Raw genomic sequence first — 16,489 nt, 5'->3', positions numbered from 1 at the left:
TGCCGCGTGCGTCTTACTGTTCGTTTCCCAAGCAAAGCCTGCCGCACTATTGTGCAGTGCAGCACGAGAATGCCCGTTTCAAGGCAAAATTCTTCGTGACATTTTCATTCGCGTTGGGCTAATGTGCCCCGATAACCGAGAGGGTAGAGAAAAATCTGCTCTCCTACGCGGTCAAAGTCTTGGGAGGATGCGATCTAGGCGCGGTTACTCGCTGCCGCCGGAAACCGGAAACAGATCGGACGCGTTTAAATTGCAAGGCCTTGTGCCTTGCATTTTTTTTGTGCAAACATCTGGTTAGCAGCAGAGATTGATAAACTGGATGACCTTGCGTCAACCGGCACAAGGCTGGAATCGCCATGGCCTTCAGGCGATATCGTTTCGATCTCGAACCTGCTGAAGCGCGAACCTGAAAACGGTCTATTTCGTTGGCGTCTGACTGAATTCCGGAATGATGTGCGGCACCTCGTCGAGGCTGTATCCCAACCCTTTCGTGAGGCCATAGAAAATGCCCATGAGTACCGCCGTGGCGACGGTGGTTCGCAGGACGGCGCGCAGCATATGCGGGCCGCGTGGCGCACTTGGAACCGTGCCCAGCGTCACGTCGTGATCGTCGTCCTGTGTCCTGACGCTGAACGGCAGCACGACGAACAATACGATCCACCAGGTGGCGAAGAAAAGGGCAGTGAACGATACCCAGCTCATGATTGCTCCAGTTCGATCAGCGTCCCGAAGAAATCCTTCGGATGCAGGAACAGCACCGGCTTGCCATGCGCACCTAGCTTCGGATTGCCGTCACCCAGCACGCGCGCGCCGGCGGCCTTGAGCTGGTCGCGCGCGACCAGGATGTCGTCGACTTCGTAGCAAAGATGGTGCATGCCGCCGGACGGGTTCTTCTCGAGGAAGGCGGCGATCGGCGACCCCTCGCCCAGCGGCTCCAGAAGTTCGATCTTGGTGTTGCCGACATTGACGAACACCACGGTCACACCGTGCTCCGGCAGTGCCTGCGGCTCGGTCACTTCGGCGCCGAGCGTGTTGCGATAGGCGGCAACGGCCGCGGTCAGATCCGGCACGGCAAGCGCGACATGGTTCAGGCGTCCGAGCATATATCCGAGCTTTCTCTCCTAGGCTCCAATGGCTGGCGTCATACGTCAAATCGACCGATATCAACAGCCTTTCACGAGGCGCGCACTGTCGCACTTTGATGAGCCGTCTTCGAACGGGCAGAGATACAAAATCACGGCCCAGGCTGTTCCAATCGGCAACTGCGAAGTACAAACGGCAATGTTCGACGCCTGCCCTGCCCGCCCACGCGTTTTCATATTCAGCCTTGGCTCATTCAAAGTTGCCGCTTTGCTCGATGCCGTCGATGTTCGCGACAACCTCGCATCGGCCCTGGCACCTGGACAGTCGCCAAGCGCAGTGCACGACCTCGCCGTCTCGAACTTCATCGACCGCGATCGCTACGAGCACTGCTTCATCCCGACGTTGATCGACACCGGTTCCGAAAGGATCCTGTTCGACACCGGATGCGGAGACGAGGACAGTTCACTCCTGGAATGTCTGCAGGACCTCGGGCTCGGGCCTGATGACATCGATGTGGTGATTATCACCCACGGGCACCCGGATCACATCGGAGGGCTCGTGAAGAATGGCGAACCCGTTTTCAGGCGAGCACGCTATGTATTCGGCGCGGCCGAATTCAGCTTCTGGACCGGGGGAAATGCGGTGCGTGAGGCCAGGTTGGCCAACCGTGATCTATTCAGGCGAATATGCAGCAGCCTTACTGATCAGGTGACATTCATAGCGCCCGGAGATCGGGTTGTGCCAGGCATTACCGCCATCGACGCTGCCGGTCATTCCCCCGGGCTCCTGGCGTTTCTCGTCGAAAGCGACGGCCGGCAATTGCTCATCTGGTCGGACGCCTTCCTGCACTATGTCGTGTCCATCCAGCGACCGGAGTGGCGTGCTGATCTGGATGATGACAAAGACCAAGCCGTCGAGACCCGCAAGCGACTGCTGAAGATGGCCGCGGAACAGCGTCTGTTGATCGCTGGCCATCACCTGCCATTTCCAGGACTGGGCTACGTCGAGCAGGTGGACGGATCTTTTCGCTGGCTTCCCGTCAGCTATCAGCTGAACGTGTAGCGAACGCTGCCACCCTCACCGGGTGACAAACACCGTCACCAGCGGTTTCTTGCCCCAGGCTTCGTTGGCAGCGCCGCGCACGGCGCGCCGGACTGCCTCTTGCACCAGGTCGAGGTCCTTTCGGCGCTGGCGGGGGATCGAATCCACCGCGCCGACCGCCGCATCGATCATCAGGTCTTCGAGCGCCTCACCGCTTGCATCGGCCTCGGCGACGCCGATGGCGACCAGATCGGGATCGCCGGCAAGCTCATATTTGTCGTCGAGCACGACATTGACCGCGACATGGCCGGCGAAGGATAGTTTGCGCCGGTCGCGAATGCCCATCGCCTGATCGGTGCCGATCAGACTGCCGTCCTTGTAGATGCGCCCGAACGGCACCTGGTCGATGATGGTGGCGGGGCCGGGAGCGAGCCTGAGCATGTCGCCGTCTCGCACCTGCGCCACCTGGCCGATGCCGGAGGTCGACATCAGCGACCCCTGCGCCACCAGATGCGCCGCCTCGCCATGCACAGGAACGCCGATCTGCGGCCGCACCCATTCGTACATCTTGCGCAATTCGCTGCGCCGCGGGTGGCCGGAAACATGCACCAGCGCGTCCCCGTCCTCGATGATCTTGATGCCGAGGTCGATCAGGCGGTTCTTGATCTCGAGGATCGCCTTTTCATTGCCGGGGATCGTACGCGACGAAAACACAACCGTATCGCCGGCCGTCAGCGACACCGATTTCATTTCTTCGCGCGAAAGCTTGGCCAGCGCCGCCAGCGGCTCGCCCTGGCTGCCGGTGCAGATGATCACCAGGTTTTCGCGCGGTATGAAGCCAAAATCCTCTTCTGCGATGAACTCGGGCAGCCCATCCATGTAGCCGAGTTCATCAGCCACATCGATCACCCGCTTCAACGAACGGCCGAGCACCAGGCACTGGCGGCCGGCATCCCGCGCCGCCTTGGCAATGGAGACGATGCGGCCGACATTGGAGGAGAAAGTCGTGACGGCGACGCGGCCCTTGGCGGCCTGGATGACGCCCTTGAGGCCCTCGCCCACGGCGACTTCCGAAGGTGACTCGCCTTCCCGCAGTGCATTCGTCGAATCGCAGATCAGCGCCAGAACACCCTTGTCGCCATAGGCGCGGAAACGCGCCTCGTCGGTCTTTGGGCCGATCGTCGGCTCCGGATCGATCTTCCAGTCGCCGGTGTGGATGACGGTGCCGGCCGGCGACGTGATCGCCAGCGACATCGGCTCGGGGATAGAGTGCGCCACGGGAATAGCTTCGATCTCGAACGGGCCGACGGTGAATTTCTCGCCCGCCCGGTAAATGGTCAGCGGGATCTTCGGCGCGCCCTGCTCGCCCTGCCGCTTGGCTTCGAGCAGGCCGGCGCTGAACGGCGTCATCCAGACCGGGGCCTTCAGCTTCGGCCAGGTGTCGAGCAGCGCGCCGTAATGGTCTTCATGCGCATGCGTGATGATGATCCCGCGCAGGTTGGCGAGGTTCTCCTCGATGAAGCGCGTGTCGGGCAGCACCAGGTCAACACCGGGCAGGCTGGCATCGGGGAAAGTGACGCCGACATCGATGACGACCCACTCGCGCGCGCTCGGCGGGCCGTAGCCGTAGAGGGCGAAGTTCATGCCGATCTCGCCGACGCCGCCGAGCGGCACGAAGACGAGTTCGGCGTTTTCCGCTTTCGCCATGATTTTTCCCTTCCTGGCCCTCAGGCCAGCCCGTTAGACGCGGGCAGACGCCACCGCGCCGAAATGCACGTCGCCGGCGGCGATCGTCAGAATAGAACCTTCATCGTCGCGGATCACGAAACGGCAGTCCTCGTCAATGGTTTCAAACACGCCGCGCACCACATTACCGTCAATTCTGACAGCAACCTCGCCGCCAAGCCCCGCCGCCCGTGCCAGCCAGCGTTGCCTGACGGCGGCAAGTCCGCGCCCCTCATCCCACAACCGGGCATTCTCGCTCCAGGCATCCGACAGCGCCAGAAACAATGTTTCCGCATCGCATGTCGCGCCCAGCGCGCGCAATGAAGTTGCCGGATAAGGCAAATCCTCGGGATAAGCCACAACATTGACGCCGATGCCGACCGCCACCGCGAAACGGCCGCCGTCCAGGTTCGCCGATTCCAGCAGGATGCCGGCCAGCTTGGCGCCAGAGGCAAGCACGTCGTTCGGCCATTTCAGCTGGAACCGGTTTTTGCCCGCACTTGCGCCGTCGAGGCCGACGGCGATCCGGCCCTTCGGCACCACCGCGTCGAGCGCATCGGCGAGCGCCAGCCCGGCCACGAAGCCCAGCGTCGCGGCAAGGCGAAGCTCGGCAGTGGTGATGACAAGCAGCGTCGCCGCGAGATTGCCTTCCGGTGTCGCCCAGACACGGCCGCGCCGCCCGCGCCCGCTTTCCTGCTTCTTGGAAACGACCCACAATTTGCCGGGGTCGCCGGCCCGGGCATGGTCCAGCGCCAGCGCATTGGTGGAGCCGACGCTGTCATGCGCCTCGAGCCGGAACCCTTCCGACGCCGAGGTAGGAGCCAGCCGAAATGCCATGCCGCTTAGAAAAATGTCTTGGCGGCGGCTTCGGCATAGGTGCCGATCGGCCCGCCGATCAGCACGTAGAACAGCACGAAGGCGCCACTGACGCCGAGCACCATGCGCAATTCACTCGCCATCGGCACAAAGCCGCCAACCGGCTCGTCGAACCACATGATCTTGATGATGCGCAGATAGTAATAAGCACCCACCACCGAGGCCAGCACGCCGATGATCGCCAGCGCGTAGAGGTTGGCGTTGATGGCGGCGAGGAAGACGTACCATTTCCCCCAGAAACCGGCGAGCGGCGGAATGCCGGCCAGCGAGAACATCAGGATGGTCAGGATCGTCGCCATGATCGGGTTGGTCGACGACAGGCCGGCCAGGTCGCTGATCTGCTCGACATTGCCTTCCTTGCGCCGCATGGCGAGGATGAAGGCGAAGGTGCCGAGCGTCATCACCAGATAGATCAGCATGTAGATGGCAACGCCACGCACGCCCGCCTGGCTGTTGGCGGCAAGGCCGACCAGCGCGTAGCCCATATGGCCGATCGAGGAATAGGCCATCAGTCGCTTGATGTTGGTCTGGCCGATCGCCGCGAAGGCACCGAGCGCCATCGAGGCGATCGAGATGAAGACGATGATCTGCTGCCAGTCCGAGGCGATCGGCTTGAACGCGCCCATGGTGACGCGCACCATCAGCGCCATCGCTGCCATCTTGGGAGCAGCCGCCAGGAAGGCCGTCACCGGCGTCGGCGCGCCTTCATAGACGTCGGGCGTCCACATGTGGAACGGCACCGCCGAGATCTTGAAGGCAAGGCCGGCCAGCACGAAGACGAGCCCGAAAACCAGGCCAAGCTGGCGCTCGCCGCTGCCCAGCGCCGTGGCGATCTCCTGGAAGCCGGTGTTGCCGGTGTAGCCGTAGACCAGACTGATGCCATAGAGCAGCATGCCCGACGACAGTGCGCCGAGGACGAAGTACTTCAGGCCGGCCTCGGTCGAACGCAGATTGTCACGGTTGATCGCCGCCAGCACGTAGATCGCCAGCGACTGCAGCTCAAGACCGAGATAGAGCCCGATCATGCTGTTGGCCGAGATCATCAGCATCATGCCGAGCGTGCAAAGCAGGATCAGCACCGGATACTCGAACTTGTCGAAATGCTCCGCCTTGGCAAAGCGCATCGACATCACCAGCGTCACCGCCGAGCCGATCAGCGCCAGCACCTTCATGAAGTGGGCGAAGGAATCCTGGATGAAGGCATTGCCATAGGCGCTGCCCTGCCCCGTGCGGAAGACCAGCCAGGCGCCTGATATCACCAGCACGGCGACGGCGAGGCCGGTCACCGTATTGGCGGTGTTGGCGCGCGAATAGGCGCCGACCATCAGCAGCGCCAGCGCGCCGATGGCGAGGATCAGCTCTGGCGTCGAGAGCGACAGGCTGGAGAGAAGGTCCGGCGTCATGGTTCGCAAAACCCTTGGGTTAATTCGCCGCCGCGGTCTGCGCGGCGCCGATGGATGCAGTGACATTGGTGACGAGCGACTTGACCGATTGGGCCGTCGCGTCGAAGACGGGCGCCGGATAGACGCCGAAGAATATGACCAGCACGACCAGCGGGTAGATGATCACCTTCTCGCGCGGCGAGAGATCGAGCAGGCCCTTCAGGCTGTCCTTGGTCAGCGCGCCGAAGATCACCCGGCGATAAAGCCACAGCGCATAGGCTGCCGACAGGATGACGCCGGTGGCGGCGAAGAACGCCACCCAGGTGTTGACCCGGAACACGCCGAGCATGGTCAGGAACTCGCCGACGAAGCCGCTGGTGCCGGGCAGGCCGACATTGGCCATGGTGAACACCATGAACACGGTGGCGTATTTCGGCATGTTGTTGACCAGCCCGCCATAGGCGTCGATCTCGCGCGTGTGCATGCGGTCGTAGATAACGCCGACGCACAGGAACAGCGCGCCGGAGACGAGGCCGTGGCTGAGCATCTGGAAGATCGCACCCTGCACGCCTTCCTGGTTCATGGCGAAGATGCCCATAGTGACGAAGCCCATATGAGCGACCGAGGAATAGGCGATCAGCTTCTTCATGTCCTCCTGCATCAGCGCCACCAGCGAGGTGTAGATGATGGCGACAACCGACAGTGTGAACACCAGTGGCGCGAACATTTCTGACGCCAGCGGGAACATCGGCAGCGAGAAGCGCAGGAAGCCGTACCCGCCCATCTTGAGCAGGATTGCTGCCAGGATCACCGAGCCCGCCGTCGGCGCTTCAACATGCGCGTCAGGCAGCCAGGTGTGCACCGGCCACATCGGCATCTTCACCGCGAAGGAGGCGAAGAAGGCGAGCCACAGCCAAGTCTGCATGTTTGCCGGGAAATTGTGCGTCAAAAGCGTCGGGATGTCGGTCGTGCCGGACTGATAGAACATCGCCATGATGGCGAGCAGCATCAGCACCGAGCCGGCCAGCGTGTAGAGGAAGAACTTGAACGAGGCATAGACGCGCCGCTTGCCGCCCCAGACGCCGATGATGATGAACATCGGGATCAGGCCGGCCTCGAAGAAGACGTAGAACAGCACAATGTCCAGCGCGCAGAACACGCCGATCATCAGCGTTTCGAGCAGCAGGAAGGCGATCATGTAGGCCTTGACGCGCTTCTCGATAGCTTCCCACGAGGCCAGGATGCAGAGCGGCATCAGGAACGTCGTCAGGATGACGAACAGCATTGAAATGCCGTCGACGCCCATATGGTAGGAGATGCCGGAGTCGAGCCAGGCAATCTTCTCGACGAACTGGAAGCCCGCTTGCGAATTGTCGAAGCCGGTCCAGATGAACAGCGAGATGATGAACGTGAACGTCGTCGTCAACAGCGCGATGGCGCGGATGTTGCGGCGCGCGTTTTCACTGTCATCATTGATGAACAGGATGAGCAGCACACCAACCAGCGGCAGGAAGGTGACCAGCGAGAGGATTGGCCAGGCGGTCATCAGAGCATCATCCAGGTGACGAGTGCGGCAACGCCGATCAGCATGGCGAAGGCATAGTGATAGAGGTAGCCGGTCTGCAGCTTGACGACGCGGTCGGTGACATCGATGACGCGCGCCGAGATGCCGTCAGGACCAAGACCGTCTATGATGGTGCCGTCGCCGGTCTTCCACAGGAAACGACCGAGCCGCTTGGCCGGCCGCACGAACAGGAAGTCGTACAGCTCGTCGAAATACCACTTGTTGAGCAGGAAGGCGTAGAGCAAGCGGTGGTTGGCGGCGACGCTTCGCGGCAATTCCGGCGAGCGGATGTAGAACTTCCAGGCCAGCGCGAAGCCGATCAGCATGGCGATGAAGGGCGAGAGCTCGACCCACAGCGGCAGTTCGTGGATTTCGTGCAGGATGTGGTTGTCCGGCAGTGTGAACAGCGATGCCTTCCAGAACTCGGCATAGCCCTCGCCGATGAAGGCGCCGTGGAAGATGATGCCGGCGAACAGTGCGCCTGCGGCCAGGATGAACAGCGGCACCAGCATCACCGGCGGCGATTCATGAACGTGGTGCATCACCTCATGGCTCGCCCGCGGCTCGCCATGGAAGGTCATGAAGATCAGCCGCCACGAATAGAAGGAGGTGAAGCAGGCGGCGATGACCAAAAGCACGAAGGCGAGGCCGGCAACTGAATTGTGGCCGGCAAAGGCGCTTTCGATGATGGCATCCTTGGAGAAGAAGCCGGCGGTGCCGATGACCGTCACCGGAATGCCTACACCGGTCAGCGCCAGCGTGCCGATCACCATCATCCAGTAGGTGGTCGGGATCAGCTTGCGCAGGCCGCCCATGTTGCGCATGTCCTGCTCGTCGGAGACGGCGTGGATGACCGAGCCCGAGCCGAGGAATAGCAGCGCCTTGAAGAAGGCATGTGTGAACAGGTGGAAGATCGCGGCACCGTAGGCGCCGACGCCGAGCGCCACGAACATGTAGCCGAGCTGCGAACAGGTCGAATAGGCGATGACGCGCTTGATGTCGTTCTGGACGAGGCCGACGGTTGCCGCGAAGAAGGCGGTGAAGGCGCCGATGAAGGTCACGACCGTCAGCGCCGAATGCGACAGTTCGAACAGCGGCGACAACCGCGCCAGCATGAACACGCCGGCCGTCACCATGGTGGCGGCGTGGATGAGTGCCGAGACCGGCGTCGGGCCTTCCATGGCGTCCGGCAGCCAGGTGTGCAGCGGCACCTGCGCCGACTTGCCCATGGCGCCCATGAACAGCAGCAGGCAGACGATCGTCATTGCCGACTGCTTGTCGAGCGCGTGCCCGAGGAAGGTCAGCACGGCGGCACCTTGCGGCGCGCCTTCAGCGGGAATGAACGTCGCCGCATTGGCGAAGATGGTGCCCAGATTGACCGAACCGAACAGCACGAACAGACCGAAAATGCCGAGCGCGAAGCCGAAATCGCCGACGCGGTTGACGACGAAGGCCTTGATGGCGGCGGCGTTGGCCGACGGCTTCTTGTACCAGAAGCCGATCAGCAGGTAGGACGCGAGACCCACCCCTTCCCAACCGAAGAACATCTGCACCAGATTGTCGGCGGTCACCAGCATCAGCATGGCGAAGGTGAACAGCGACAGATAGGCGAAGAAGCGCGGCCGGTTCGGATCGTGGTGCATGTAGCCGATCGAATAGATGTGGACCAGCGCCGACACAGTGTTGACCACCACCAACATCACCACCGTCAGCGTGTCGATCCGGAGTGCCCAGGACGCTTCCAATCCGCCTGACTGGATCCAGCGCAGCACCGGCACGGTGAACACCTCGCCATGGCCGAAGCCGACGGTGAAGAACGCAACCCATGACAGCACCGCCGCGATCACCAGGAAGCCTGAGGTGATGTATTCGGATGCCTTGGCGCCGAGCGACGTGCCGAACAGGCCGACGATCAGGAAGCCGAGCAGGGGAAGGAAGACGATGGCCTGGTACATGGTGGTTCCGTCAACCCTTCATCATGTTCACGTCTTCGACCGCGATCGAGCCGCGGTTGCGGAAGAAGACGACGAGAATGGCAAGTCCGATGGCAGCCTCGGCCGCCGCGACCGTCAGCACGAACAGCGCGAACACCTGGCCGACCAGATCGCCAAGTGCCGCCGAGAAAGCGACGAAGTTGATGTTGACCGCGAGCAGGATCAGCTCGATCGACATCAGGATGACGATGACGTTCCGGCGATTCAAAAAGATGCCGAACACGCCGAGCGTGAACAGGATCGCCGATACGGTCAGATAATGTGCGATGCCGACGACCATCTCAGACTCCTTCGCCCGACTTGACCTTGCGGATTTCCATGCCGGTCGCCGCGGTGCGGCCGACCTGGGCTGCGATCGACTGCCGCTTGACCCCTTCCTTGTGGCGCAGCGTCAAGACGATGGCGCCGATCATGGCGACCAAGAGCACGAGGCCGGCAATCTGGAAGTAGTAGAGGTAGTCCGTATAGAGGATGTCGCCGAGTGCTGCCGTATTCGAGCGCGTGGCGAGGTCCGGAATGGGCTTGGATACCGTCGAGGCGAGCTGCGGTGCGAATGTGTAGCCGCCCAGCACGACGATCAGCTCCGCCGCCAGGATCAGCCCGACCAGCGCGCCGATCGGCGCATACTGCAGCGCGCCTTCCTTCATCTCGGCGAAATCGACGTCGAGCATCATGACGACGAACAGGAACAGCACCATGACCGCGCCGACATAGACGACGAGCAGGATCATCGCCAGGAACTCGGCGCCGGTCAGCATGAACAGCCCGGCCGCGTTGAAGAAGGTCAAGATCAGGAACAGCACCGAATGCACGGGGTTGCGCGACGAAATGACCATGAACGCCGACGCCACCGCGACAAAGGCGAAGAGGTAGAAAAAGGCCGCCTCTAGTCCACTCAGCATGGGGTTCCCCCGGGTTCCTGTTCGAACATGACGCTTGCGCCAAGTTCGATTTTTGCCACCGCCTCCGGTAAGCAAGTTTCGTGTTCCTTAGACGAGGCCCCTCGCCCCGTCCATGCGTCAAATATCAGCGATACGGCGAGTCCAGCGAGATGTTGCGCGCCAGTTCGCGCTCCCACCGGTCGCCATTCGCCAAAAGCTTGTCCTTGTCGTAGTAGAGCTCTTCACGCGTCTCCGTCGCGAATTCGAAATTCGGCCCCTCGACGATGGCGTCGACCGGGCAGGCTTCCTGGCAGAAGCCGCAATAGATGCACTTAACCATGTCGATGTCGTAACGCACCGTGCGGCGCGTGCCGTCATTGCGGCGCGGGCCGGCTTCGATGGTGATCGCCTGCGCCGGGCAGATCGCCTCGCACAGCTTGCACGCAATGCAGCGCTCCTCGCCGTTGGGATAGCGGCGCAGCGCATGCTCGCCACGAAAGCGCGGGCTGGTCGGCCCCTTCTCGTGCGGATAGTTGATCGTCTCCTTCGGTGCGAAGAACTGGCGCATCGACAGGAAGAAGGCGCTGACGAAATCCTGCAGCAACAGCGATTTTGCGGCTTGGGACAGAGCGGACATCACGCAAACCCCGTGATCTTGAGGAAGGCGGCGGTGGCGACCACCATGAACAGCGAGATCGGCAGGAACACCTTCCAGCCGAGCCGCATCAGCTGGTCGTAGCGGTAACGCGGCACGAAGGCCTTCACCATGGAGATGCCGAAGAACACGAAGCAGACCTTCAGCACAAACCAGATGACGCCCGGCACCCAGGTGAACGGCGCGAAGTCGAAGGGCGGCAGCCAGCCGCCGAGGAACAGGATTGTGGCCAGCGCGCACATCAGCACGATGGCGACATACTCACCGAGGAAGAACAGCAGGAACGGCGTCGACGAATATTCGACCATGTGGCCGGCGACCAGTTCCGATTCGGCTTCCACCAGGTCGAAAGGCGGCCGGTTCGTCTCGGCCAGCGCCGAGATGAAGAAGATGACGAACATCGGGAACAGCGACAGCCAATGCCAGTCGAGGAAGGTGTTGGGCAGGCCCAGCTTGGTGCCCAGCCCATCCTGCTGCGACAAGACGATGTCGGACAGGTTGAGCGAACCGGCGCATAAAAGCACGGTGACGATGACGAAGCCGATCGAGACTTCATAGGACACCATCTGTGCGGCCGAACGCAGCGCGCCGAGGAACGGATATTTCGAGTTGGACGCCCAGCCGCCCATGATCACGCCATAGACCTCGAGCGAAGAGATGGCGAAGACATAGAGGATGCCGACATTGACGTTGGCGATCGCCCAGCCCTGGTTGACCGGAATGACCGCCCAGGCCGAGATCGCCAGCACGGCAGAAACCAGCGGCGCCAGGAGAAAAACGCCCTTGTTGGCGCCGGACGGGATGACCGGTTCCTTGAAGACGAACTTCAAAAGATCGGCGAAGGCCTGAAGCGTGCCCCACGGGCCGACCACGTTCGGGCCGCGGCGCAGCTGCACCGCCGCCCAGATCTTGCGGTCGGCGTAGAGGATGTAGGCGACGAAGATCAAAAGCACGACGATCAGCACGACCGACTTGAGAAGGATCAGCAGCGCCGGCAGCACGTAGAAGGAGAAGAAAGTGTCCATGCTTATTCCGCCGCCTGCTTGAAGCCGCTCTTGGCCAGTGCCGAGCATTCCGCCATCACGGCCGATGCCCGCGCGATCGGGTTGGTCAGGTAGAAGTCCGTGACCGGCGAGGTGAAGGTGCCCTTGTTCAGCCGCCCGCCGAGTTTCGCCACCTTGGCGATGTCCTCGGCATTGCCGGCCGCGACATGATCGATGCGGGCCAGATGCGGGAATTCGCCGTAGAGCTTCGCACGCAGCTGCGACAGCGAATCGAACGGCAGCTTCTTGCCCAGCACGTCCGACAGCGCCCGCAGGATCGCCCAGTCTTCACGCGCATCGCCCGGCGCGAAGCCGGCGCGGTTGGTCTGCTGCACGCGGCCTTCGGTGTTGACATAGGTGGCCGACTTTTCGGTGTAGGCTGCCGCCGGCAGGATGACATTGGCGCGGTGCGCACCCTGGTCGCCATGCGTGCCGATATAGACGACGAAGGCGCCGCCGGTCTTGGCCATGTCGATTTCGTCGGCGCCGAGCAGGAACAGCAGTTCCATCTCGCCCAGCATGCCGGCGACGTTCTTGCCGCCCTCGCCCGGCACGAAGCCGAGATCGAGGCCGCCGACGCGACCGGCCGCATTGTGCAGCACTGCAAAGCCGTTCCAGTCCGCCCTAGCGGCGTTGACGGCGGCGGCGAGGCTTGCCGCCTGGCCGAGCACGGCCGCACCATCGGCGCGCGCTAGCGCGCCCTGGCCGACGATGATCAGCGGATGCGTCGCCTTCTTCAGCGTCTGGAAGAACTTGCCGTTGCCGTCGGCCAGATCCTTCAGTGAATCCGGTCCGGCGCCCAGTTGTTCGTAGTCGTAGCGTGTGTCGCCGACATCGCCGATGACGCCGACCGGCAGATTGCCGATCCGCCAGCGCTTGCGGATGCGGGCGTTGAGCACCGAGGCTTCATAGCGCGGGTTGGCGCCGATGATCAGCACCGCGTCGGCCTGCTCGATGCCCTCGATGGTCGCGTTGAAGATATAGCTGGCCCGGCCGAGCGCCGGATCGAGTGCGGCGCCGTCCTGACGGCAGTCGGTGTTCTTCGAACCGAGCGAAGCCATCAGCAGCTTCAGCGCGTAGATTTCCTCGACCGCGGCCAGATCGCCTGCAATGGCGCCGATCTTTTCGGGTGCCGCCTTCGACACCGCATCCTTGATCGCGGCAAAGGCCTCGGCCCAGCTGGCCGGTGCCAGTCTGCCATCCTTGCGCACATAGGGGCGGTCGAGGCGCTGCGTGCGCAGACCATCCCAGATGAAGCGGGTCTTGTCGGAGATCCACTCCTCGTTCACCTGCTCGTTGACGCGCGGCAGGATGCGCATCACTTCGCGGCCGCGGCTGTCGACGCGGATCGCCGAGCCGACGGCGTCCATCACATCAATGGATTCGGTCTTGGTCAGCTCCCACGGCCGCGCCTGGAAGGCGAACGGCTTCGAGGTCAGCGCGCCGACCGGGCAAAGGTCGATGACATTGCCCTGCAGCTCCGAGGTCATCGCCTGTTCGAGATAGGTGGTGATCTCGGCGTCCTCGCCACGGCCGATCAGGCCGAGTTCGGAAATGCCGGCGACTTCGGTGGTGAAGCGGACGCAGCGCGTGCAATGGATGCAGCGGTTCATCACCGTCTTGACCAGCGGGCCGATATACTTGTCTTCGACTGCGCGCTTGTTCTCGTGATAGCGCGAGGAATCGACACCAAAGGCCATCGCCTGGTCCTGTAGGTCGCATTCGCCGCCCTGGTCGCAGATCGGGCAATCCAGCGGATGGTTGATCAGCAGGAATTCCATCACGCCCTCGCGGGCCTTCTTGACCATCGGCGTGTTGGTGAAGATTTCCGGCGCCTCGCCATTCGGGCCGGGGCGCAGGTCGCGCACGCCCATGGCGCAGGAGGCCTGCGGCTTGGGCGGCCCGCCCTTCACCTCGATCAGGCACATGCGGCAATTGCCGGCGATCGACAACCGCTCATGGAAGCAGAAACGCGGCACTTCCGCGCCAGCGTCTTCCGCCGCCTGCAGCAGCGTGTAGTGGTCGGGTACAGTGATCTCTTTCCCGTCGACCTTGAGCTTTGCCATTCGCCTCAAACCCCTGCGGATTTCCCGCAATCTCTTGTCCCGGGCAGGGTCGAAACCGTACCCGGCATTTCAATCATTTCCCGACAGCGAGTGCCGCCGCCTGGGCAGTCCAATCGTCACGGACGATGCGGCCGGCGAGCGACAAATAGTCCTCGACCCAGGCAACCTCTTCCGGCGCCCAGGCCGCGATCTGGTCATATGTCCAGATGCCCAAGCCGTTGAGAACCTTCTCCAGCTTCGGACCGATGCCCGATATCGCCTTGAGGTCCGAAGGCTGCTCCGGCCTGTCCATAGCCTTCGGCTGCCTGAAATCCTCCGGCATCAACCCGGCCGGAGCCGGGCCTGCTGCTGGGCCGCCATCGGCGACCGGCACTGCGTCGGCTGCCTCCCTGGCAACCATGTCAGTCACGTCCTGCGCGAAGGATTGCGCTTCGGCGATCAAGGTCTTGGTCGCCGCGCGAGCGGCCTTGGAGGCGCTCTTTTCCGTCTCCGGGAAGCGCTCGGTGCGCGCCTCGAAATCATCGACGATCGGCTGCAGCAGCCGTTGCGAGGCTTCGGCAGCCCCCGAGAGTGCGCCCAGCCAGATGCCGAAGGCGTGGTTCGCCAACCCGATACCGAGCGCCGACATCGCCGCGGCACCCGCCACAGGATGCGCGAGAAGGTTGACGGCGCTCGCCATCTCCTTTGGCATCATCCTGGTCAGATCCTGGTTCATCTTCTCGAACTGGTCCAAATTGGGCATCAATGAGTAGGGTGTCGAATACGGCGCCATAGATATCTCCTGGTCGTTTCTTCGTTCGCCCGCCCCGGTTGTCTCAAATCGGGCACTTGCCCGCATTCCGCTCCGGGCTTTCGCCCGAATTCACAAAGTCTCTATTCCGCCGCCACCATCACCGGCTCGGCCCGGTGCGCATTGCGCGAAAACTCGTCGATGCGGCGTTCCACCTCGCCGCGGAAATGCCGCATCAGGCCCTGGATCGGCCATGCCGCCGCATCGCCCAGCGCGCAGATCGTGTGGCCCTCGACCTGCTTGGTGACGTCGAGCAGCATGTCGATCTCGCGCTTCTGCGCTTCGCCGCGCACCAGCCGCTCCATCACCCGCCACATCCAGCCGGTGCCTTCACGGCACGGCGTGCACTGGCCGCAGCTCTCGTGCTTGTAGAAGTAGGAAAGCCGCGCGATCGCCTTCACGATATCGGTCGACTTGTCCATGACGATGACAGCCGCCGTGCCGAGGCCGGATTTGAGGTCGCGCAACGCGTCGAAATCCATCGGCGTGTCGATGATCTGCTCTGCCGGCACCAGCGGCACCGAGGCGCCGCCCGGTATGACCGCCAGGAGATTGTCCCAGCCGCCGCGAATGCCGCCGCAATGCGTCTCGATCAGCTCGCGGAACGGGATCGACATCGCCTCTTCGACCGTGCACGGGTTGTTGACGTGGCCTGAGACGCAAAAAAGCTTGGTGCCGACATTGTTGGGCCGGCCGAAGGACGAGAACCAGGCCGCACCGCGGCGCAGGATGGTCGGCGCAACAGCGATGGATTCGACATTGTTCACGGTTGTCGGGCAACCATACAAGCCGACATTGGCCGGAAATGGCGGCTTCAGCCGCGGCTGGCCCTTCTTGCCTTCGAGGCTTTCGAGCAGCGCCGTCTCCTCGCCGCAGATATAGGCGCCGGCGCCATGGTGCATGTAGATGTCGAAGTCGTAGCCGGACGTGTTGTTCTTGCCGATCAGCTTGGCTTCGTAGGCCTCGTCGATGGCCCGCTGCAGCGCCTCGCGCTCGCGGATGAACTCGCCGCGAACATAGATGTAGGCGGCAATCGCACCCATGGCGAAGCCGGCGAGCAGCGCGCCTTCGACCAGCGTGTGCGGGTCATTGCGCAGGATGTCGCGATCCTTGCAGGTGCCGGGCTCGGATTCGTCGGCATTGATGACAAGGTAGCTCGGCCGGCCGTCGCTCTGCTTGGGCATGAACGACCATTTCAGGCCCGTCGGAAAGCCGGCGCCGCCACGCCCGCGCAGGCCGGATGCCTTCATCTCGTTGACGATCCACTCGCGCCCCTTGGCGACGATGCCGGGCGTGTTGTCCCAGGCGCCGCGCGCCATCGCGCCGGCCAGCGACTTGTCGAAGAGGCCGTAGATGTTGTTGAAGATGCGGTCTTTGTCCTGAAGCATT

15 protein-coding genes are annotated in these 16,489 nt (G+C 62.8%); 1 reads left to right on the top strand and 14 read right to left on the bottom strand.

All coding sequences use genetic code 11. The features are described from left to right. Positions 1–417: 417 nt before the first annotated feature. Positions 418–702 carry a DUF1467 family protein gene (locus AC0ZT5_RS10430; RefSeq protein ID WP_488496383.1) on the bottom strand — a complete coding sequence of 95 codons (285 nt, stop codon included), beginning with the start codon at positions 700–702 and terminating at the stop codon, positions 418–420. Beyond that, the gene (gene mce / locus AC0ZT5_RS10425; protein ID WP_488496382.1) at positions 699–1,103 is read right to left on the bottom strand and encodes a methylmalonyl-CoA epimerase; all 405 of its coding nucleotides are present in this window, start codon (positions 1,101–1,103) and stop codon (positions 699–701) included. Before mce ends, AC0ZT5_RS10430 begins: the two co-directional genes overlap by 4 nt. 178 nt (positions 1,104–1,281) lie before the next feature. Here mce and AC0ZT5_RS10420 point away from each other — a divergent pair, with 178 nt between their 5' ends. Continuing rightward, positions 1,282–2,145, top strand: coding sequence for an MBL fold metallo-hydrolase (locus tag AC0ZT5_RS10420; RefSeq protein WP_488496381.1), 864 nt, complete (start codon positions 1,282–1,284; stop codon positions 2,143–2,145). Between the two features lie 15 nt (positions 2,146–2,160). Here AC0ZT5_RS10420 and AC0ZT5_RS10415 read toward each other — a convergent pair whose 3' ends face one another. The 12 genes from AC0ZT5_RS10415 to nuoF all read right to left on the bottom strand — a co-directional run bounded on the left by AC0ZT5_RS10415 (position 2,161) and on the right by nuoF (position 16,488). Next, positions 2,161–3,831 carry a ribonuclease J gene (locus tag AC0ZT5_RS10415; protein ID WP_488496380.1) on the bottom strand — a complete coding sequence of 557 codons (1,671 nt, stop codon included), beginning with the start codon at positions 3,829–3,831 and terminating at the stop codon, positions 2,161–2,163. A 33-nt stretch (positions 3,832–3,864) separates the two neighbouring features. Beyond that, the gene (locus tag AC0ZT5_RS10410; RefSeq protein WP_488496379.1) at positions 3,865–4,686 is read right to left on the bottom strand and encodes a biotin--[acetyl-CoA-carboxylase] ligase; all 822 of its coding nucleotides are present in this window, start codon (positions 4,684–4,686) and stop codon (positions 3,865–3,867) included. 5 nt (positions 4,687–4,691) lie between these two features. Continuing rightward, on the bottom strand, positions 4,692–6,128 hold the full coding sequence (gene nuoN / locus AC0ZT5_RS10405; RefSeq protein WP_488496378.1) for an NADH-quinone oxidoreductase subunit NuoN: 1,437 nt from the start codon (positions 6,126–6,128) through the stop codon (positions 4,692–4,694). A gap of 19 nt (positions 6,129–6,147) precedes the next feature. Then, a complete protein-coding gene (locus AC0ZT5_RS10400) occupies positions 6,148–7,653 on the bottom strand; it encodes an NADH-quinone oxidoreductase subunit M (protein ID WP_488496377.1) in 1,506 nt (501 codons plus the stop codon). Next, positions 7,653–9,626 carry an NADH-quinone oxidoreductase subunit L gene (nuoL, locus tag AC0ZT5_RS10395; protein WP_477289386.1) on the bottom strand — a complete coding sequence of 658 codons (1,974 nt, stop codon included), beginning with the start codon at positions 9,624–9,626 and terminating at the stop codon, positions 7,653–7,655. Before nuoL ends, AC0ZT5_RS10400 begins: the two co-directional genes overlap by 1 nt. A 10-nt stretch (positions 9,627–9,636) precedes the next feature. After that, positions 9,637–9,945, bottom strand: a complete 309-nt coding sequence (gene nuoK / locus AC0ZT5_RS10390; RefSeq protein ID WP_023676620.1) for an NADH-quinone oxidoreductase subunit NuoK — start codon at positions 9,943–9,945, stop codon at positions 9,637–9,639. A 1-nt stretch (position 9,946) separates the two neighbouring features. Further along, positions 9,947–10,567 carry an NADH-quinone oxidoreductase subunit J gene (locus tag AC0ZT5_RS10385; RefSeq protein WP_095087233.1) on the bottom strand — a complete coding sequence of 207 codons (621 nt, stop codon included), beginning with the start codon at positions 10,565–10,567 and terminating at the stop codon, positions 9,947–9,949. Between the two features lie 124 nt (positions 10,568–10,691). Continuing rightward, positions 10,692–11,183, bottom strand: a complete 492-nt coding sequence (gene nuoI, locus AC0ZT5_RS10380; protein ID WP_023812382.1) for an NADH-quinone oxidoreductase subunit NuoI — start codon at positions 11,181–11,183, stop codon at positions 10,692–10,694. Beyond that, positions 11,183–12,226 (bottom strand): NADH-quinone oxidoreductase subunit NuoH, encoded by a 1,044-nt coding sequence (gene nuoH / locus AC0ZT5_RS10375; RefSeq protein ID WP_095087231.1) that lies wholly within the window; start codon positions 12,224–12,226, stop codon positions 11,183–11,185. Before nuoH ends, nuoI begins: the two co-directional genes overlap by 1 nt. A gap of 2 nt (positions 12,227–12,228) precedes the next feature. Continuing rightward, positions 12,229–14,310 carry an NADH-quinone oxidoreductase subunit NuoG gene (nuoG, locus tag AC0ZT5_RS10370; RefSeq protein ID WP_488496376.1) on the bottom strand — a complete coding sequence of 694 codons (2,082 nt, stop codon included), beginning with the start codon at positions 14,308–14,310 and terminating at the stop codon, positions 12,229–12,231. Positions 14,311–14,383: 73 nt separating this feature from the next. Then, the gene (locus AC0ZT5_RS10365; RefSeq protein WP_488496375.1) at positions 14,384–15,082 is read right to left on the bottom strand and encodes an NADH-ubiquinone dehydrogenase; all 699 of its coding nucleotides are present in this window, start codon (positions 15,080–15,082) and stop codon (positions 14,384–14,386) included. 101 nt (positions 15,083–15,183) lie between these two features. Continuing rightward, positions 15,184–16,488, bottom strand: a complete 1,305-nt coding sequence (nuoF, locus tag AC0ZT5_RS10360) for an NADH-quinone oxidoreductase subunit NuoF (RefSeq protein WP_095087224.1) — start codon at positions 16,486–16,488, stop codon at positions 15,184–15,186. Between the last annotated feature and the right edge of the window lies 1 nt (position 16,489).

This window comes from Mesorhizobium sp. CNPSo 4670, assembly GCF_057784235.1.
Note: the sequence above shows the minus strand (reverse complement) of the source record. Positions and strands in the feature narration are given on the sequence as shown.

Coding starts and splice junctions, on each gene's coding strand:
- AC0ZT5_RS10430 (WP_488496383.1), bottom strand. CDS start 702: ATGAGCTGGGTATCGTTCACTGCCCTTTTCTTCGCCACCTGGTGGATC.
- mce (WP_488496382.1), bottom strand. CDS start 1,103: ATGCTCGGACGCCTGAACCATGTCGCGCTTGCCGTGCCGGATCTGACC.
- AC0ZT5_RS10420 (WP_488496381.1), top strand. CDS start 1,282: ATGTTCGACGCCTGCCCTGCCCGCCCACGCGTTTTCATATTCAGCCTT.
- AC0ZT5_RS10415 (WP_488496380.1), bottom strand. CDS start 3,831: ATGGCGAAAGCGGAAAACGCCGAACTCGTCTTCGTGCCGCTCGGCGGC.
- AC0ZT5_RS10410 (WP_488496379.1), bottom strand. CDS start 4,686: ATGGCATTTCGGCTGGCTCCTACCTCGGCGTCGGAAGGGTTCCGGCTC.
- nuoN (WP_488496378.1), bottom strand. CDS start 6,128: ATGACGCCGGACCTTCTCTCCAGCCTGTCGCTCTCGACGCCAGAGCTG.
- AC0ZT5_RS10400 (WP_488496377.1), bottom strand. CDS start 7,653: ATGACCGCCTGGCCAATCCTCTCGCTGGTCACCTTCCTGCCGCTGGTT.
- nuoL (WP_477289386.1), bottom strand. CDS start 9,626: ATGTACCAGGCCATCGTCTTCCTTCCCCTGCTCGGCTTCCTGATCGTC.
- nuoK (WP_023676620.1), bottom strand. CDS start 9,945: ATGGTCGTCGGCATCGCACATTATCTGACCGTATCGGCGATCCTGTTC.
- AC0ZT5_RS10385 (WP_095087233.1), bottom strand. CDS start 10,567: ATGCTGAGTGGACTAGAGGCGGCCTTTTTCTACCTCTTCGCCTTTGTC.
- nuoI (WP_023812382.1), bottom strand. CDS start 11,183: ATGTCCGCTCTGTCCCAAGCCGCAAAATCGCTGTTGCTGCAGGATTTC.
- nuoH (WP_095087231.1), bottom strand. CDS start 12,226: ATGGACACTTTCTTCTCCTTCTACGTGCTGCCGGCGCTGCTGATCCTT.
- nuoG (WP_488496376.1), bottom strand. CDS start 14,310: ATGGCAAAGCTCAAGGTCGACGGGAAAGAGATCACTGTACCCGACCAC.
- AC0ZT5_RS10365 (WP_488496375.1), bottom strand. CDS start 15,082: ATGGCGCCGTATTCGACACCCTACTCATTGATGCCCAATTTGGACCAG.
- nuoF (WP_095087224.1), bottom strand. CDS start 16,488: ATGCTTCAGGACAAAGACCGCATCTTCAACAACATCTACGGCCTCTTC.